Origin of the sequence: Micromonospora sp. NPDC005173 (assembly GCF_040608515.1) — a bacterium.
Taxonomy (GTDB): Bacteria; Actinomycetota; Actinomycetes; order Mycobacteriales; family Micromonosporaceae; genus Micromonospora.
The window spans coordinates 39,505-58,976 of sequence record NZ_JBEXIK010000004.1 but is presented as its reverse complement, the minus strand read 5'-3'; the positions used below and the strand labels follow the sequence as shown (position 1 = coordinate 58,976).

General features: G+C 75.2%; 7 protein-coding genes. All 7 read left to right on the top strand.

Annotated elements, in window-relative coordinates:
- Window positions 1-257 precede the first annotated feature (257 nt).
- The 7 genes from ABZV00_RS07395 to ABZV00_RS07365 are packed head-to-tail and all read left to right on the top strand — an operon-like array spanning window position 258 to window position 19,472.
- Entirely contained in the window at window positions 258-3,809 is a 3,552-nt protein-coding gene (locus tag ABZV00_RS07395) for an AMP-binding protein (RefSeq protein ID WP_355602694.1), read from the top strand.
- Entirely contained in the window at window positions 3,806-6,961 is a 3,156-nt protein-coding gene (locus tag ABZV00_RS07390; RefSeq protein ID WP_355602692.1) for a thioesterase domain-containing protein, read from the top strand. The genes ABZV00_RS07395 and ABZV00_RS07390 overlap by 4 nt, the downstream gene beginning before the upstream one ends.
- On the top strand, window positions 6,958-9,300 hold the full coding sequence (locus tag ABZV00_RS07385) for a lantibiotic dehydratase (RefSeq protein ID WP_355602690.1): 2,343 nt from the start codon (window positions 6,958-6,960) through the stop codon (window positions 9,298-9,300). Before ABZV00_RS07390 ends, ABZV00_RS07385 begins: the two co-directional genes overlap by 4 nt.
- On the top strand, window positions 9,297-12,818 hold the full coding sequence (locus ABZV00_RS07380; RefSeq protein ID WP_355602688.1) for an amino acid adenylation domain-containing protein: 3,522 nt from the start codon (window positions 9,297-9,299) through the stop codon (window positions 12,816-12,818). The genes ABZV00_RS07385 and ABZV00_RS07380 overlap by 4 nt, the downstream gene beginning before the upstream one ends.
- Window positions 12,819-12,832: 14 nt before the next feature.
- Window positions 12,833-18,307, top strand: a complete 5,475-nt coding sequence (locus ABZV00_RS07375; protein ID WP_355602686.1) for an SDR family NAD(P)-dependent oxidoreductase — start codon at window positions 12,833-12,835, stop codon at window positions 18,305-18,307.
- 23 nt (window positions 18,308-18,330) lie between these two features.
- A complete protein-coding gene (locus ABZV00_RS07370; RefSeq protein ID WP_355602684.1) occupies window positions 18,331-19,284 on the top strand; it encodes a TauD/TfdA family dioxygenase in 954 nt (317 codons plus the stop codon).
- Complete coding sequence (locus ABZV00_RS07365) at window positions 19,284-19,472, top strand: MbtH family protein (protein ID WP_089021352.1); 189 nt, start codon at window positions 19,284-19,286, stop codon at window positions 19,470-19,472. The genes ABZV00_RS07370 and ABZV00_RS07365 overlap by 1 nt, the downstream gene beginning before the upstream one ends.

Here is a 19,472-nt window from a genome sequence, read left to right as displayed (position 1 = left end):
TGCAACCGGAAAAATGGTTGCCGGTTGACGCTTTAGGCGAAAATTGCGCGCCGCGCCAGGGGGATGATCGGACGATATTCGCCGTCCCTCGTCGGAGCCGTCGATAGCCCCTTCGGGTCGACTCTAGTCGATGATCTTTCGCGACATGCATCGAGCCATATGCTCCTTCCATTGTGACGTCCTGGGGGGGATCATGATCTTGGCTGTCGATTGCTGCGCGTCCGTCTGTTGTGGAGCGACGGTGTGCGCCTCCTGAGATGGGCACCTCGACGCTGATCCATCGCTTCGGCGATGCCGCTGCCGCCTGCCCCGACCATCCCGCCGTGCTCGGCGACACCGGCCCGCTCCACTACGCCGGCCTCGCCGGCCTGGCCGGTGGGCACGCCGAACTGCTGGCCGCGGCCGGTGTCCGGCCCGGTGTCCGGGTCGGCCTGCTGACCGGGCACGGCGCCGGCACCATCGCCGCCATCCTCGGCACGCTCGCCGCCGGGGCCACCTACGTGCCACTCGACCCCGGCTTCCCGGAGCAGCGGCTGCGGCACCTGCTCGACGGTGCCGAGGTGACCGTCCTGCTCTGCGGTGGCGAGCACACCGAACTGGCCCGGCGCCTCGCCACCGACCGGCCCGGCCTGCGGGTCGTCCCGGCCGTCGACGTGCGGGCCGCGCCGCTGCGACCGGTGCCGGTGGACCCGGACGCGCTCGCGTACGTGCTGTTCACCTCCGGCTCCACCGGGCGACCCAAGGCGGTCGGGCAGAGCCACCGCAACCTGACGCACGTGGTGGACAACCAGATCGCCACCCTCGACCTGCGGCCAGATGACCGGCTCAGCCTGCTCGCCTCGTTCAGCTTCGACGCCGCCATCCCCGACCTGTACCCGGCGCTCCTCACCGGTGCCGCCGTCGTGCCGGTCGACCTGCGCCGGCACGGCCTGGCGTACGCCGCCGAGCAGTTGGCCCGGCACGGCGTCACGATCTACCACTCCACCCCGACCGTCTACCGGTACCTGCTGGACACCCCGGGCGTCGAGCGGCTGGACCGGGTCCGGGTGGTGCTGCTCGGCGGCGAACAGGCCAGCTACACCGACGCCGCCCGCGCCCGGGGCCGCTTCGCATCGGGCTGCGTGCTGGTCAACGGCTACGGGGCCACCGAATTCACCTTCGCCGCCCGGTACGCGCTGCCGCTGGCCGACGTCGACCGCACGGCCACCGGTCCGCTGCCGGTCGGCACCGCCCTGCCCGGGTACGCGCTGCGGCTGGCTCCGGACGGCGAGATCGTGGTGCGCAGTGGACACCTCGCACCCGGCTACCTCGACCAGCACAGCGACCGGTTCGGCCACGACCCCGACGGTGTGCCGGTGTACCGCACGGGCGACCTGGGTGAGCTGCTGCCCACCGGCGAGCTGCGCTGTCTCGGCCGGCTCGACCGGCAGGTCAAGGTGCGTGGGTTCCGGGTCGAACTGACCGAGATCGAGGCGGTGCTCGCCGCCGAGCCGGGCATCGCCGAGGTCCGGGCCATCGCGCGCGACGGCGAGCTGCTGGCGTACGTCCGTCCGGCCGGGACACCGGTCGACCCGGCGGCGCTACGGGCCGCCCTGGCCCGGCAACTACCCGAGTACGCGCTGCCCCGCGCCGTCGTGCCGGTCACGGAGTTCCCTCTGACCGTCAGCGGGAAGGTCGACGAGCGGGCACTGCCGGACCCGGCCCGGGCCGTGCCCGCCGGGGACCTACCGGCCACCCCCACCGAGCGGATCGTGCACGACATCTGGTGCGCCGTGCTCGACCGGGACGCGGTCGGCCGCACCGACAGCTTCTTCGACGTCGGCGGGCAGTCCCTGCTGCTGGGCCAGGTGCAGCAGCGGCTGGCCGAACGGTTCGGCGTCCGGCTGCCCCTGCTGCGGCTCTTCGACCACCCGACGGTCGCCGCCCAAGCCCGGCTGGTCGACCTGCCAGCACCGGCGAGCCTGCCAGCACCGGCCACTCTGCCGACCTCGGCCGCCCTGCCGGCGCCGGCGGTTGTCACGGCACAGACCCCGCCCGCCGCGCCGCCGAGCGCCGCCGGCCCGTCCGCCGCGCCGGTCGGTGTACGCGAGTACACCGGTGACGAGATCGCGGTGGTCGGTCTCGCCGGCCGGTTCCCCGGCGCGCCGGACGCGGCCACCTTCTGGTGGAACCTGTGCGCCGGCATGGACGCCATCCACGATCACAGCGACGAGGAGTTGGCCGCGCTGGGCGTCGGCCCGGGGCTGCGCGCCGACCCCCGGCACGTCAAGGCCACCGGCCGGCTCGACGGGGTCGCCGACTTCGACGCGGAGTTCTTCGCCTTCGGCGAGCGGGAGGCCGCCCGCACCGACCCGCAGCACCGGCTGTTCCTGGAGACCGCGTGGGAGGCGCTGGAGGATGCCGGGCACGACCCGGCCCGGTTCCCCGGCCTGGTCGGCGTGTACGGCGCCACCTCCGTCAACCGCTACTTCCTGTTCCACCTCATGGACAATCCGGCCGTGGTCGGCGACGTCGACCCGGACGACTGGGAGGCCCGGCTGGTCGGCCGGCAGCTCACCGACCACCTGCCCGGCCAGGTCGCGTACCGGCTGGGTCTGACCGGGCCGGCGGTGGCGGTGCAGAGCGCCTGCTCCAGCTCGCTGGTCGCGGTGTGCCTCGCCGCGCAGAGCCTGGCCGACTACCAGTGCGACATCGCCCTGGCCGGCGGTGTGAGCGTGACCTGGCCCCGGCACCGGCACACCCCCGGCGGCCTGGCCTCACCGGACGGCCGCTGCCGGGCCTTCGACGAGGCCGCCCAGGGCGCCGGCTTCGGCTCCGGTGTCGGCGTGGTGGCGCTGCGCCGGCTCGCCGATGCGCAGGCCGACGGTGACCGGGTCCTCGCGATCCTGCCCGGCTGGGCGGTCACCAACGACGGCGCCGACCGGGCCGGCTACGCCGTGCCCGGGCCGGCCGGGCAGGCGGCCGCGGTGGCCGGCGCGCTCGCCGCCGCCGAGGTCGCACCCGGCGAGGTCCGCTTCATCGAGGCGCACGGCAGCGGCACCCCGCTCGGCGACGCCATCGAGGTGGCCGCGTTGCACGAGGTGTACCAGGGCGCCGCGCCCGTCGAGACCTGCGCGCTGGGCTCGGTGAAGACCACCATCGGCCACCTCGACGCCGCCGCCGGCATCGCCGGGCTGATCAAGACGGTGCTCGCCGTGCAGCACGGCGTCGTCCCGCCGAACCTGCACTTCACCCGCCCGCACCCGGAGATCGACCTGGCCGCAGGCCCGTTCTACGTACCGACCAAGGTGCGCGACTGGCCGGACGCGCCGCGCCGGGTCGCCGGGGTCAGCTCGTTCGGCCTGGGCGGCACCAACGCGCACGTCGTGGTGGAGCAACCGCCCCCGGTCGAGCCGGTCGACGCCGGGCCGGCCGGTGCGCAACTGCTGCCGGTCTCGGCGCGTACCCCGGTGGCGTTGCGCGCGGCGCTGACCCGGCTGCGGCGGCACCTGGCCGGCACCGCCCCCGCCCTGGCCGAGGTCGCCGCGACGCTGGCGTTGGGCCGGCGCGAGTTCGGCTGCCGGGCCGCCGTGATCGCCACCGACCCGGCCGCGGCGGTCGCCGCGCTGGACGAGCTGCTGAGCACCGACGCCCGGGTGGCCGGCCCGGCCGGTGCGCTGCGCGAGCTCGCCGCCGACTGGGTGGCCGGCCGGGACCTCGACTGGACGGCCCTGCACCCGGCCGGCGGCATCCGACGCACCTCGCTGCCCACCTACCCCTTCCAGCGGCAGCGGTACTGGATCGACCCCCCTCAGAAAGGTGTGCGGTGAACTGGTTCCTCTCCGCCGGCAGCCGCGATCCGGCGCCGGTGCAGTTGTTCTGCCTGCCCTACGCTGGTGCCGGCGCCAGCGCGTTCCGCGCATTCCCGGACCGGTTCGGCCCCGACATCGAGGTGCTGCCGGTGCAGCTACCCGGCCGGGAGAACCGGATCAGCGAGGACCCCCGCTTCAGGGTGGTCGACGTGGCGACCGCCATCGCCGGGCGGGCCGCGGGCCCGTACGCCCTCTACGGCCACTCGATGGGCGGTCGGCTCGGCTTCGAGGTGGTCCGCGAGCTGCGCCGCGCCGGGCTCCCGTTGCCGCTGCGACTCTACGTCGGCGGCGCCCGCGCGCCACACGTCACCGAGCCCAGCGCCTTCGACGGGCTGTCCCGGGTGGACGATGAGGAACTGCTGCGCCGGCTGCGGGCCGGCGGCGGGTTGCCGGCAGGGGTGCTGGAGCATCCCGAGCTGGTCGAGTTGCTGCTGCCGCTGCTGCGCGCCGACTTCGAACGGGTGGACGGCTACCGGTACCAGCCCGAGGAGCCGCTGCCGCTGCCGATCGTCGCGTTCAGCGGTCGCAACGACCGGGCGGTGACCCGCGAGCAGAGCGCCGCCTGGCGGGAGCACACCACCGCCGAATTCACCCTGCACGAGCTGGACGGCGGGCACTTCTTCCTCCACGACGCGCTGCCCGAGCTGGCCACCGCGATCCGCGCCGACCTGACCGCCGCCGCGCTCACCGCCGACCGGGGAGCCGACCGGGCCACCGACCGGGCCGCCGACCGGGCCGCCGTCGGCGGCGGCCGGGGCCGGGTCGGGACGCTCGCCGCCGCCAGCGGCGCGGCTGACATGCACCGGGTGCCGCTCGGTGACACCGGCTGGTCGGTGTGGCGTGACGCCATCCTGCGCAGCACCGGCTTTCCGGCCGACGGGCTGACCCTGTTGGCCGCCCCGCAGGCCGCCGCCGCCGCGGACCAGCTGCTGGCCACCGGCGTCGGCGCCGAACTGTTCGACAAGGAGTTCGCCGAGGCGGTGTCCACCACCGGACGGCGGATCACCGAGCTGGCTGCCGACCCGCTGCTGCGCGAGGCGGTCACCTGGCAGAACCGGGGCGCGCTGGTCGCCCTGGACGGGCTGGTCCGGAGCGGCCCGGACGCGCCCCGCAACGTCCGCCGGCGGGACCGGGAACGCGCCCTGCTGAAGTACTGGCAGCGCTACTGCGGCAAGAACGAGACCGTCGGGTTCTTCGGCCCGAGCTGCTGGGTCACCGTCGACCCGGAGTTGCCGGTCGCCGCCGAGGTGCGCGCGGGCGCGGCGCTGACCCGCCGCCGCTGGGTGTGGTTCGAGTCCTGGGCGCTGACCGAGTACGCGCGGCGGATCGGTGGCGACCTGGCGGTTCGCCGCTGGTGGGCGCCACGGCTGGCCCCGCAGCTGAGCCTCGCCGGCCGGGAGGTGCGCCGTCCGGGCCGGCCGCCCGTAGCGCTGACCCCGGTCGAGGCGGCGCTGCTCGCCGCCGCCGACGGCCGACGCCCGGCGCGCGACCTGGTCACCGACCCGGCCATCGGGTTGCGCCGACCAGAGGACGGGTACGCGCTGCTCGACCGGTTGGTGGAGCGGGAGCTGGCCACCTGGGACGCCGCCCTGCCGGTGAGCCCCGCCGCCGAGGAGGTGCTGCGGCAGCGGATCACGGAGGTTGGCGACGCCCCGGCCCGGGCCGCCGCCCAGGCCGGCTTCGACCGGCTGTGCGCCGCGCGGGACGCGGTCGCCGTCGCGGCCGGCGACCCGGACCGGCTGCGCGCCGCCCTGGACGCGCTCGACGAGACGTTCACCGACCTCACCGGGCAGCCGGCGCAGCGCCGGGCCGGGCAGATGTACGCCGGCCGGACGCTCTGCTACGAGGACACCAGTCGGGACCTGGACGTGGTCTTCGGCGCGCTACTGCTGGACGACATCGCCGCGCCGCTGGCCGTGCTGCTGCGGGCCGCCCGCTGGCTGGCCGGTGCGCTGGACGAGGCGTACGGGGCGGTGTTCCGGGAGCTGTACGACGAGCTGCGCGCCGAGGCCGGCGAGGCCCCGGTGGCCCTGTCCGACCTGTGGTTCCTGGTGCAGGGCCTCTTCTGGGGCAGCGGGCCGCGCCCGGTCGACGCGGTGGCCAGCGAGTTCGCCGCCCGCTGGGCCGGGCTGTTCGGGCTGGCCGACCTGCCACCGGGCAGCACCGACGTGCGGCTGGACGTGGCGGACCTCGCCGCCCGGGTCGACGAGGTCTTCCCGACCGTCCGGCCGGGCTGGTCCAACGCCCGGCTGCACAGCCCCGACCTGCAGATCTGTGCGGCGGACGCGGACGCGCTGGCCCGCGGTGACTACACCGTCGTGCTCGGCGAGATGCACGCCGCCTGGTCGTCGTTCGACTGTCACGTCTTCACCGCCGCGCATCCGGACGTCGAGCGGCTGCGCGCCGCGCTGGAGGCTGATCTCGGCCCGGACCGGATCCGGCTGCTCTTTCCCACCGACTGGCCGCGGCGCACCAGCCGGGTCGCCGAGGCGCTGATCGGCCCGACCGACCGACAGTTGGCGTTCGCGCCCGCGCCCAACGCCGAGCCGGAGCGGGTGCTGCCCACCGTGGCGCTGACCGTGCGGGATGAGGACGGCCGGCTGGTGGTCACCGGCGCCGACGGGCAGCGCTGGCCGCTGACCGAGGTGTGCGCCGGCCTGCTCAGCACGCACGCCGTGGACGGGTTCAAGCTCGTCGCCGCGGCGCCGTACACCCCGCGGATCACGTTGGATCGTCTGGTGGTGGCCCGGCAGACCTGGCGGACCACCGTCGGCGCGAGTGGGCTCGGCGCGGTGACGGGGGAGCAGGCCCGCTTCCTGGCCGTGCGGGACTGGCGGCGTCGGCTGGGCCTGCCGGAGCAGGTGTACATCAAGCTCGGCACCGAGACCAAGCCGTGCTTCGTCGACCTGAGCAGCCCCGCCTTCGCCAACATGTTCTGCGCGATGGTCCGGGCGGCCGATCGGGACGGCGGCGACGACACGACCCTGGTGGTCAGCGAGATGCTGCCCACCGCGCAGGACGCCTGGGTGCCCGACGCGGCCGGCCGGCGCTACTTCAGCGAGTTGCGGCTGCACATCGTGGACACCGACGAGTCGGAGTCGGCCCGATGAACCACCTGCTGCCCCTGGGCGACACGGGTTGGTCGGTGTGGCGCCACGTGGTGCTGCGCACCGCCGGCTTCCCGGCCGACGGGCTGGCCGCCTTCGCCGCCCCGGACGCCGCCGGTGCCGCCGATGCGCTGCTGGCCGCCGAGGAGACCGCCGACGGGCGGGCGAGTGCCGGCAGCGGTGCCGCCGAGATGTTCGACAAGGCGTTCGCCGTGGCGCTGGCCGACTCCTCGGCGGCCGCCGGCCGGATCGCCGCCGACCCGCTGCTGCGTGAGGCGGTCACCTGGCAGAACCCGGAGATGCTGATCGCCCTGGACGGGCTGCTGCGGACCGACCCGATGGTGCGCAACGTCCGGCGGCGCAAGCGCGAGCTGAGCCTGCTGCGCTACTGGCAGCGCTACTGCGGAAAGGCCGAGACGATCGGGTTCTTCGGCCCGGTCTGCTGGGGCACGTTCGACCCCGCCGACCCGGCGACCCGGCTGTGGCCGGGACCGGGGCTGGTGTCCCGGCGCGAGGTCCACTTCGAGGCGTGGGCGCTGATCGCGTACGCCGACCGGCTCGCCGACGACCCGGCCGTGCGCCGCTGGTGGGCGCCAGCGCTGCCGCCGCACCTGAGCGTGACGGGTCGGTGGCTGCACCGACCGCTGCACCCGCCGGTCGAGCTGTCCGCCCTCGACGCACGGTTGCTGGCCTCCTGCGACGGGCGCACCCCGGCCGTACGCCTGGTCGAGCGGGTCCGCGCGGACGGCGACGCCGGGCTGCGCACCGATGCCGACGGCTTCCTGCTGCTCGACCGGCTGGTCGAGCGTGGCCTGCTGACCTGGGACGCCGGCCTGCCGATCAGCCCTCGGGCCGAGCAGGTGCTGCGCGAAAGGCTGGCCGCGATCGGCGATCTCGCGCTGCGCGCCGAGGTGAGCGCCGGCTTCGAACGGCTCTGCGCGGCCTGCGACGAGGTCGCCGCGAGCGCCGGAGACCCGGACCGGCTCGGTGCCGCGCTGGCCGTGCTGAACGCGGAGTTCACCGCCGTCACCGGACGACCCGCCACCCGGCAGGCCGGTCAGATGTACGTCGGCCGCACGGTCGCCTACGAGGAGAGCGCCCGGGACCTCACCGTCAGCGTGGGCGCCGAGGTGCTCGCCGCGCTCGCCACGCCGCTGGCCGTGGTGCTCCAGGCGGCCCGCTGGCTGACCGCCGAGATCGGCGCCGCCTGCGAGCGGATCTTCGCCGAGCTGTACGAGGAGCTGCGCGCCGACGGGCCGGTGCGGTTGGCCGACGTCTGGTCCCTGGCCCAGGGGCTGCTGATGGCCCAGGACGGTCCGCTGGCCGCCACCACCGCCGGCTTCACCGCCCGCTGGGCGGACCTGTTCGACCTGGCCGCGCTGCCACCCGGGCAGCCCGAGCTGCGGCTGCGCGGCGTGGAGCTGGCCGACCAGGCCCGGCGGGTGTTCCCGGCGAACGCGCCCGGCTGGCCGTCGGCCCGGATCCACAGCCCGGACGTGCAGATCAGCGCCACCGACCTGGCCGCGCTGAACCGGGGCGAGTTCCTGCTCGTGCTCGGCGAGCTGCACCCGGCCAACGCCACCTTCGACAGCGCGGTGTTCGTGCCGTTCCACCCCGACCCGGCGGCGCTGCGCGCCGGGTTGGACACCGACCTCGGCCCCGCCCGGGTCCGGGTGCTCTACCCGGAGGGCTTCCCCCGCGTCACCACCCGCACCACGTACGGGCTGACCAGCCCCGCCGACCGGCAGCTCGGCATCGACACCGCCCGGGGCGGCGAGGTCGACCGGTTGGTCCCGGCGACCGAGGTGCGGGTGGTGCCAGACGGCGACCGGCTGGCGGTGGTGCTGCCCGACGGCAGCCGGTGGCCGCTCATGGAGGTCTTCGCCAACCTGCTCGGTTCGCTGCTGGTGGACGCCTTCAAGCTGCTCGACCCGGCACCGCACACGCCCCGGATCACCATCGACCGGCTGGTCGTGGCCCGACGCACCTGGCGGACCACGGTCGAGGAGAGCGGCCTGGCCGGGGTCACCGGGGAGGCGGCGCGGTTCCTCGCGGTACGCCGCTGGCGGGGTCGGCTCGGCCTGCCCGAGCAGGTGTTCGTGAAGGTCGGCACCGAGGTCAAACCCTGCTACGTCGACCTGACCGGCCCGCTCTACGCCCAGTCGCTGTGCGCGATGGTCGACGCCGCCGCCCGCAGCGGGCCGGACGTGGCGCTCGTGGTCAGCGAGCTGTTGCCGACGCCGACCGACAGCTGGGTGACCGACGCGGCGGGCCGCGCCTACGTCAGCGAGCTGCGCCTGCAGATCACCGATCCGAGCAGCTACCCCGGGGGGAACCGGTGACCGACATCCTGTCCATCAGCGCGATACGGGGCGAGCCGCTGCCCTGGCCGGACGCGACGATCGCCGAGCTGGTGATCGCACAGGCCGCCCGCACACCGGACGCGGTGGCGGTGCGCCAGTGGGACAGCCGGCTCAGCTACGCCGAGCTGCTGTCCCTGGCCGCCGGGGTGGCCGCCGCGCTGCGTGCCCGGGGCGTCGGCCGGCAGACCCGGGTGGGGGTGTGTGGCGCCCGCCGGCCCGAGCTGGTCGCCACCGTACTGGGGGTGTTGCTGGCCGGCGGCTGCTACGTGCCGCTGGAGCCGGGAGGCCCGCGTCGGCGGCTGCGCGGGATCGCCGCCGACGCGGGCGTGTCCCTGGTGGTCGGCGACGCCGCCGAGGCGGAGTTCGGCGACGCGCCCGGCATCGAGGCGGTCGGGCTGCCCGGCCCGGCCCCACTCACGCCCTGCCCGGCCCGCCCGGGCGACCCGGCGTACGTGCTGTTCACCTCGGGCTCGACGGGCCGCCCGAAGGGCGTGCTCACCAGCCACCGCAACGTGGTCGAGTTCGTCACCGGCGTGGTCGCGCTCACCGGCGCCGACGCCGACGTACGCAGCCTCGGCATCGCCTCGCTCGGCTTCGACGCGGCCACCATGGACCTGTTCGTGCCGCTGCTGCTCGGCGGCTCGGTGCAGCTGCTCGGCGCCGAGGACCGCGCCGACCCGGTCCGGCTGGCCCGGTTCATCGCCGCGCACGAGGTCAACTGGGGCTTCATCACGCCCACCGTGCTGTCCATGCTGGACCCGGCCGAGCTGCCCGACTGGCGTACCGTGCTCTGCGGCGGCGAGGCGGTGCCGGCCGCGCTGGTCGCCCGGTGGGCACCCGGCCGGCGCTTCCTCAACGGCTACGGCCCCACCGAGACGACGGTGCTGGCGGTCAGCGGCCCGTTGAGCGCCACCGAGACCGATCCGATGCCGATCGGCCGGCCACTGCCCAACCACCGAGCGTACGTGGTGGACGCCGCGCTGGACCCGGTGCCGCCGGGCGAGACAGGTGAGCTGCTGATCGGCGGGCCCGGGCTGGCCGACGGCTATCTGGGCCAGCCGGCGCTGACCGCCGAGCGGTTCGTCCCGGACCCGTTCTCCGGGCTGCCCGGCGAGCGGCTGTACCGCACCGGCGACCTGGTGCGCCACGACCCGGACGGCCGGATCGTCTACCTCGGCCGGGTCGACCGGCAGGTCAAGATCCGCGGGCAGCGCATCGAGCTGGGCGAGGTGGAGGCCGTGCTGGCCGACCTGCCCGGGGTGACCGGGGTGGCGGTCGAGGCGGTGCCCGGCCCGGCCGGCATCGAGCTGGTCGCGTTCCTCAGCCCGACGGACGCGCCCGACGATGCCCGGCTGCGGGCGTACGCCGGCAGTCGGCTGACCACGGCGATGCTGCCGGCCCGGGTGCTGCGTCACGCCACGCTGCCGGTCAGCCCGGTCAGCGGCAAGCTGGACCGGCCGGCGCTGCGCGCGCTGGCCGCCGCCCGTACCACGTCGACTGTGGACGACCGCACGCCTGATGCCACAGGTGGGTCCGTGGTGGCGGCGGTGGCCGGCATCTGGACCCGGCTGCTCGGCGCGGCACCCGAGCCGGCGACCGACTTCCTCGCCGCTGGCGGCAACTCCATCGCGGCGATGCGCCTGGTCGCCGCGCTCCGCGCCGAGCTGGGCCGGCAGCTCGACACCCGCGAGGTGTTCACCCAGCGCACCTTCGGCCGACTGGCCGAGCGGGTGGCCGCCGCGCCGGTCGGCGCCGACGGACTGAGCACCGGCAACCCGCCCACCCTCTCCCCGCCGCAGCGCCGACTCTGGTTCGTCGACCAGCTCGCGCCGTCCAGCGCGCCGTACAACATCGCGGTGGCGCACCGGCTGCACGGCCCGCTGGACACGGCCGCGCTCAGCGCGGCACTGCGGGCCGTCGCCGAGCGGCACGACGTGCTGCGCTGGCGGATCCCGCAGACCGCCGGCGTGCCGTACGCGGTCTGCGCCGAGCCGACCGACGTGGCGGTGCCGGTGGTCGACCTGACCGGCAGCGCCGAGCCGGAGGCGGAGCTGGCCCGGATGCTCGCCGCCGGCGCCGCGCACCCCTTCGACCTGGCCACCGGGCCGCCCTGGCAGGTGACCGTCTACCGGCTCGGCCCGGCCGAGCACGTGCTGGCCGCCACCTGGCACCACGCCGTCTTCGACGGCTGGTCCGAGCGGGTCTGCTACGACGACCTGGCCGCCGGGTACGCCCAGGCGGTGGCCGGCCAGCCGCCGACGCTGCCGGAGCTGCCCGCCCGGTACGCCGACTACGCGGTGTGGCGGGCCGAGCGGGACCGGCTGCGCGGCGCGACCGACCTGGCCTGGTGGACCGCGCACCTGGACGGCGTACCGACGGTGCTGGACCTGCCCCGGGACCGGCCCCGACCGGCCGTGCAGACCTACGCCGGGGTGGAGGCGGCCGTCCGGCTGTCCGCCGACACCGACCGCGCGGTCCGCGAGCTGGCCGAGCGGCGTGGCACCACGGTCGCCGCGGTGCTGCTGGCCGGCTTCGGTGAGCTGATCGCGCGGCTCACCGACGGCGACGACCACGTGCTCGGCGCGATCGTCGCCGACCGGCGGCTGGCCGCCTTCGACGACGTGATCGGCTTCTTCATCGACACGGTGCCGGTGCGGGTCCGCACCGGCGGGGCGAGCTTCGCCGAGCTGGTCGACCGGTGTGCCGGGGAGCTGCACGAGGCCACCGCCCACCCCGGGGCGCCGCTGGAACGCATCGTCGAGGCCCTCGGCGTCGGCCGGGACACCGCCCGCGCGCCGCTGGTGCAGGTGCTGTTCAACGTGCTCAACTTCGCGCCGCCCCGGTTGACGCTGACCGGGCTGACCGCCGAGCCGGTGCCGGTGCCCAAACCGGGCTCACCGTTCGACATCACCGTCTACGTGGTGCAGACAGGCGGCCGTACCGGCGTCGAGGTGGTCTACAACCCGGACCTCTTCGACCCCGCCCGCATCGACGACCTGCTCGCCGACCTGGCCGAGCTGGTGGGCGCGCTGGCCGCCGCACCGGACACGCCGGCCCGCGAGGTGGCCGCCGCGCTGCCCCGACCCACCGTGCGGGTGCCGCAGCTCGGCGCGATGACCGTCGCCGGTGGCGACGCGGCCGGCCCTCCGCCGGCCCTGATGCCCGCCGGCCCGGACGGGCTCACCGAGACCGAGGAGCTGATCGCCGGGATCTGGCGGGAGGTGTTGGAGCGCGACCGGGTCGGGGTGACCGACAACTTCTTCGACATCGGCGGGCACTCCCTCGCGCTCGCCGCCGTGCACGCCCGGCTGATCGCCGCCACCGGCCGGTCCATCAAGATGCTCGACCTGTTCCGCCACCCCACCGTCCGGGCGCTCGCCGCCAGCCTCGACGGTGCCGCCGACCGACCGGAGCTGGCCCGGGCCGCCCTGCGCGCCGCCGCCCGCCGCAGCCGTACCCGCCGTATCCCTCCCCGCCGCCCCGGCGGCACCGCGTGACGAAGGACAGCCTGATGAGCAACCCGATCGCAGTCGACCTACCCGACGACGTCACCGAGCTGCCCCACGAGGGCATCGAACCGATCGCGATCGTCGGCCTGGCCGCGCGCCTACCCGGCGCGGCCGACGTGCACGAGTTCTGGCGCAACCTCGTCGACGGGGTGGAGTCGGTCACCGAGCTGACCCGGGAGGAGCAGCTCGCCCGGGGTTCGACCGTCGAGGAGGTCGACGACCCGGGCTGGGTCAACCGTGCCCCGCTGGTCGACGGCTACGACGAGTTCGACGCCACGCTGTTCGGGATGACCGCCCGGGAGGCGGAGCTGACCGACCCGCAGCACCGGCTGTTCCTGGAGTCCTGCCACACCGCGCTGGAGGACGCCGGCTACGACCCAGCCCGCTACGACGGCGCCATCGGGGTGTACGCCGGCACCGGCGGCAACGTGTACCTGAACCGCAACGTGCTGCGCAACCGGCGGGTCGGCGGCAACCCGCACGGCGCGGTCTCCATCGCCACCGGGAACTCGCCGAACTACGTGGCCACCAACGTGTCGTACCGGCTGGACCTGCGCGGGCCGAGCCTGACCGTGCACACCGCCTGTTCCACCTCGCTGGTGGCGTTCCACCTGGCCTGCGAGGCGCTGCGCAACGGCGAGTGCGACATGGCGCTCGCCGGTGGCGTCAACATCGAGCTGCCGCACGTCGGCTACCTCGGCATGGACGGCTTCACGTCCCCCGATGGCCGGTGCCGCCCGTTCGACGCCGCCGCCAACGGCACGGTGTGGGGCAGCGGCGTCGGGGTGACCCTGCTCAAGCGGCTCTCCGACGCGATCGCCGACGGGGACACCATCCGCGCCGTGGTGCTCGGCAACGCGATCAACAACGACGGTGCCGGCAAGGTCGGTTTCACTGCGCCCAGTGTCGACGGGCAGGTGGCGGCGATCGCCCAGGCCGTGGCGATGGCCGACGTCGACCCCCGCAGCATCAGCTACGTCGAGGCGCACGGCACCGGGACCGCGATGGGCGACCCGATCGAGGTGGCCGCGCTCTCGGCCGTGTACACCCGGGACACCGACGAGCGGGGCTGGTGCGGCATCGGCTCGGTGAAGTCGAACATCGGCCACCTCAGCCAGCCCTCCGGCATCGTCAGCGTGATCAAGACGGTGCTCGCGATGGAGCACGGGCTGATCCCGCCGACGATCAACTACGAGACGCCGAATCCGGCCGTCGAGTTCGCCGACACCCCGTTCTACGTGGCGAACACCCTCACCAAGTGGGACACCGACGGTGGGCCGCGCCGGGCCGGCGTGAGCTCGTTCGGCATCGGCGGCACCAACGCGCACGTGGTGCTGGAGGAGGCGCCAGCGGCGTACCGCACCGAGCGGCGGGTGCGCCCGGCGCACCTGCTCCAGGTCAGCGCAGCCACCCCGAGCGCCCTGGACGCCGCGGTGCAGCGCCTCGCCGCCCACCTGGACGGCGCCGCCGACGCCGGACCGGCGTACCTCGCCGACGTCGCGCACACCCTGCTCGTCGGCCGCCGCCCGTACCCGCACCGCCGTGCCGTGGTAGCCACCGACCTCCCGGGTGCGGTCGCCGCCCTCCGCGCCCCGGTCCGCGGACCGCAACCATTGACCAACAGCCCAGCCCCGAAGGTGGCGTTCCTGTTCTCCGGCCAGGGCGCCCAGTACGCCGGGATGGGCGCGCAGCTCTACGCCGAGCAGCCCCGCTTCGCCGCCGTGGTCGACGAGTGCGCCGAACTGCTCCGCCCCGACCTGGGCCTGGACCTGCGCGACCTGATCCTCGGCCGGGACCCGGCGGCGGGGGAGAAACTCACCGAGACCCGCTACACCCAGCCGGCGCTGTTCACCGTCGAGTACGCCCTGGCCACACTCTGGCAGGCCGCCGGGATCCGCCCGGCCGCGATGATCGGCCACTCCATCGGCGAGTACGTCGCCGCCACCGTGGCCGGGGTGCTGAGCCTGCCGGACGCGCTGCGGGTGGTCGCCGCCCGGGGCCGGCTGATGCAGTCGCTGCCCGCCGGGTCGATGCTCGCCGTCGCGCTGGACGAGTCAGTCGTCGCCGAGCTGCTGCCCGAAGGGCTCTCGGTGGCCACGGTCAACGGCCCGGGCACCTGCGTGGTGGCCGGCGAGACCGCCGCCGTCGATGCGTTCGCCGCGACACTCAAGGGCAAGTCCAAGATGCTGCGCACCTCGCACGCGTTCCACTCCCCGATGATGGAGCCGATCCTCGCCGAGTTCACCGCGCTGATGGCCGCGGTGCCGCTGCGCCCGCCGACGATGCCGTTCCTGTCGAACGTCACCGGCACCTGGATCACCGCCGAGCAGGCCACCGACCCGGCGTACTGGGCGACGCACCTGCGCCGGCCGGTCCGCTTCGGCGACTGCGTGGCCACCCTGCTGGCCGCTCGCACCTGGCAGCTGGTCGAGTGCGGTCCCGGCCGGCAGTTGGCCAACCTGGCCCGGATGCAGGTCGCCAAGGGAGCGCCGGAGCAGCGCGCGCTCACCCCGCTGGGCAGCCTGCCCGGCGCCGGGGAGAGCACCGGCGACCTCGCCACCCTGCTCGGCACTGCCGCCACGCTCTGGTGCGCCGGCCTGCCGGTACGCGTCGACGCCGACCCGACGGCCCGCCGGGTGCCGCTGCCCAGCTACCCGTTCGAGCGCCGCCGGTACTGGATCGACCCGGACCCGGAGGAGCCGGTCGCGGCAGCCCCGGTGGAGTCCGGCCCGCGCCCGCTGCCCGAGTGGTTCGCGGTGCCGGTCTGGCGGCAGGCCGCGCCGCTGCCGCCGGCCGGGCCGTTGGGCCGCTGCCTGGTGCTGACCGCGGGTCCGCGCGGCGACGCGCTGCTCGCCGGCCTGCGGGCCGCCGGCGCCGACCCGGTGCCGGTACGCCCCGGCGACTCCTTCGCCGCCGCCGACGGCGGCTACCGGTTGCGCCCCGGCGTGCGCGCCGACCACGACGCGCTGGTCGCCGCGCTCACCGCCGACGGTGGATCGCCGACGCGGCTGGTGCACGCGTTCACCCTGGACGGCGCGCCGACCGGCACCGACATCGCGGCCACCTGGGCCGCCCAGGAGCTGGGCTTCTTCAGCGCCCTGCACCTGGTGCAGGCGCTCGCCGGCGCCGGCCTGACCGGCGACGACAGCGGGCTCGCGCTGGACCTGGTCACCGCCGGCACCGGCGACGTACGCGGCGACGACCTGCGCCGCCCCGAGCACGCCACGCTGGCTGGGCTGGTCCGGGTGCTCCCCGCCGAGCTGCCCGGTCTGGCCGTCCGGCTGGTCGACGCCGACCCGACCGACGACGACGCCACGGCGGTGGTCGCCGAGCTGCGCCGTCCCCGGGAACCGGAGGTGGCCCTGCGCGGCGGCCGTCGCTGGGTGGCCGGCGTCGAGCAGGTGACGATCGACGCCGAGGGGGATCCGGGCGCACTGCGCGACGGCGGCCGGTACGTGATCACCGGTGGTCTCGGCGGCATCGGCATCACCCTGGCCGAGGACTTCGCCACCCGGGCCCGGGCGAAGCTGGTGCTGCTGGCCCGATCCGGGCTGCCGGAGCGGGAGCGCTGGGACGACCACCTCGCCGTGCACGGCGACGACCGGGCCGGTCGGGCCATCGCGGCGATCCGACGGATGGAGGCCGCCGGCGCCGAGGTGCTGGTGCTCGCCGCCGACGTCACCGACCCGGCCGACCTGAGCCGGGTCCGCGACGCCGCGACGGCCGCGTACGGCGGCATCGACGGCATCGTGCACGCGGCCGGCCTGCCCGGCGGCGGGATGGCCGAGGTGAAGGAACGGGCCGAGGCCGAGCGGGTGCTCGCCCCGAAGCTCGCCGGCACCCTCGCCCTCGCCCAGGTCTTCGGCGACCTGCCGCTGGACTTCGTGGTGCTCTGCTCGTCCATCACCGGGTTGGTCGGCGGCTTCGGCCAGATCGACTACTGCGCCGCGAACGCCTTCCTGGACGCGCACGCCCGCTCCGGCGCGGGTTGGCGGGCCCCGGTGCTGTCGCAGAACTGGGGCGGCTGGGCCGAGGTGGGCATGGCGGTGGAGACCGCCGTGCCGACCGGGTTCCGGGCGGCCGGCCGCGACACGGTCACCAGCGCCGTCGACCACCCGGTGCTCACCACGAAGGTCACCGGGCCCGCGGAGACCGTGCTGCACGGCCTGGTCTCCGCCAACACCCACTGGCTGCTCGACGAGCACCGGATCGGCGGCGTGCCGGTGATACCGGGCACCGCCCACCTGGAGTCGGTGCGGGCCGCGGTAGCCGCCGCGCTGCCCGCGCCCGGCCCGGGCGCCGCCGTGGAGCTGCGCGATGTGGTCTTCCTGGAGCCGTTCGCGGTGCCCGACGGCACCATCGCCCAGTACCGGGTGGAGCTGACGCCGGCCGACGACGGCGGCACCGACTTCGCGGTGCGGAGTCTCGCCGGCGGTCGACTGCGTACCCACGTGCGCGGCTCGGCCGGCTGGACGGACGAGCCGGCCCCGCCGGCCCACCCGGCGATCCCCGCCGGACGACGGGTGGACGACGACGCGTCGTTCGGTCGGGGGCGGACCAGCATGCTCACCTTCGGGCCGCGCTGGGCGGCGCTGGGCGAGCACCACCTGGCCGACGGCACCGAACTCGCGGTGGTCGAGGCGCCCGCCGCGGCCGTCGGTGACCTGCCCGCCTGGGGGCTGCACCCGGCGCTGCTGGACGTGGCGACCGCGTTCGGCCGGGGTCAGGGCAGCGGCACCTACCTGCCGCTGTCGTACGGCCGGATCGTGGTGCGCGACACGCTGCCGGCACGGTTCACCAGCGAGCTGCGGCACCGGTCCGGCGGCACCGACGAGGTGGTCGCCGCCGATCTGTCGCTGCGCGACCCGGACGGCCGGGAGCTGGTCGCGATCAGCGACTTCGTGCTGCGCCGGGTGGACCAGGGTGCGGTCACCGGTGGCCTGGCCGGACCGTCCACCGCGGATTCCGGGGCGGGTGCGCCGACCTCGACCGAGGACATCCGCCCGGTGGACGGTGCGGAGGCGTTCCGCCGCAGCCTCACCGCCGGCCTCGGCGCCCAGGTGGTCATCGCCACCCGGACGGTCGACGACATCCGCAGCCGTGCCGGCCGGGTCACCACCGACAACCTCGCCGGGGACGACGCGGTCGCCGGCCCGACCCCGTCCGGCGACGGCAGCGCCGCGCCGGGCACCGAGCTGGAGATGACCATCGCCCGCGTGTGGCAGGACGGGCTCGGGGTTGCCGAGGTCGGCATCGACGACGACTTCTTCGCCCTGGGCGGCAACTCCCTGGTCGCGGTGCAGCTGATCGCGGCGATGCGCAGGGCGACCGGGGTGCGACTGCCGATGCGCAGCCTCTTCGAGACCCCCACCGTGGCCGGGCTGGCCGCCCGGATCGAGGAACTGCGCGCCACCACCACCGACGAGCCGGCCAGCCCGGCGCCGATCCCCGCCATTCCGCGACTGCCCCGCGCGTGACGAGAAATCAGGAGTAGAGAGCAATGAGCGACACGATCGCCACGCTGCCCGTCGTCGTCGAATCCGACGGCCGGGCGCTGACCGAGCTGATCACCGAGCGCCGCGCCGAGCTGCGGGCCACCCTGGCCGAGCAGGGCGGGTTGTTGTTCCGCGGCTTCGACGTGGGCGGAGTCGACGGCTTCGACCGGGTGGTCCGGGCGCTGTCCGGTGAGCCGCTGACCTACACCGAGCGGTCCTCACCACGGCACGCCATCAAGGGCCGGGTGTACACCTCGACCGACTACCCGCCGGACGAGGAGATCTTCCTGCACAACGAGAACTCGTACCAGGCCCGTTGGCCGTTGACGCTGTTCTTCTACTGCATCACGGCGCCGCAGACGCTGGGCGCCACCCCGCTGGCCGACATCCGCCGGGTCTACCGGGAGATCGACCCGGCGGTACGGGAGGAGTTCGTCCGCCGCCGCTGGATGCTGATGCGCAACTTCCACGAGGACTTCGGCGCCAACTGGCAGCACGTGTTCGGCACCGACGACCGGGCCGAGGTGGAGGCGTACGCGGCGGCCAACCGGATCACGCTGGAATGGGTGGGTCGCGACGGGCTGCGCACCCGGGCGGTCCGCGACGCCGTGCACCACCGGCCCGGCTCGGACGTTCCCCGCTGGTTCAACCACGCCACCTTCTTCCACGTGAGCAGCCTCGCCAAGGACCTTCAGGAAGGGCTGCTGGCCATGTTCGGCGCCGACGGGCTGCCATCGAACACCTACTACGGCGACGGCGGCGAGATCCCCGCCGACGTCCTGGACCACCTGCGCGCCGCCTACCGGGCCGCCAGCGTCCGCTTCGACTACCAGCGCGACGACGTGCTGGTGGTCGACAACATGACCGCCGCGCACGGCCGGGAGCCCTTCACCGGCCCCCGCAAGATCGCCGTCGCGATGGCCGAACCGCACACCCCCGACACCGATGGAGCACAGTGATGGCCGAACCCCGATTCCTGGTCGTGCGCAACGACGAGGAGCAGTACTCGATCTGGTCGGCCGACCGGGACCTCCCGGCGGGGTGGCACGACGCTGGGTTCGCCGGCACCCGCGAGGAGTGCCTGGCGCACATCGACACCGTCTGGACCGACATGCGTCCCCGCTCGGTACGCGAGGCGAGCCAGTGA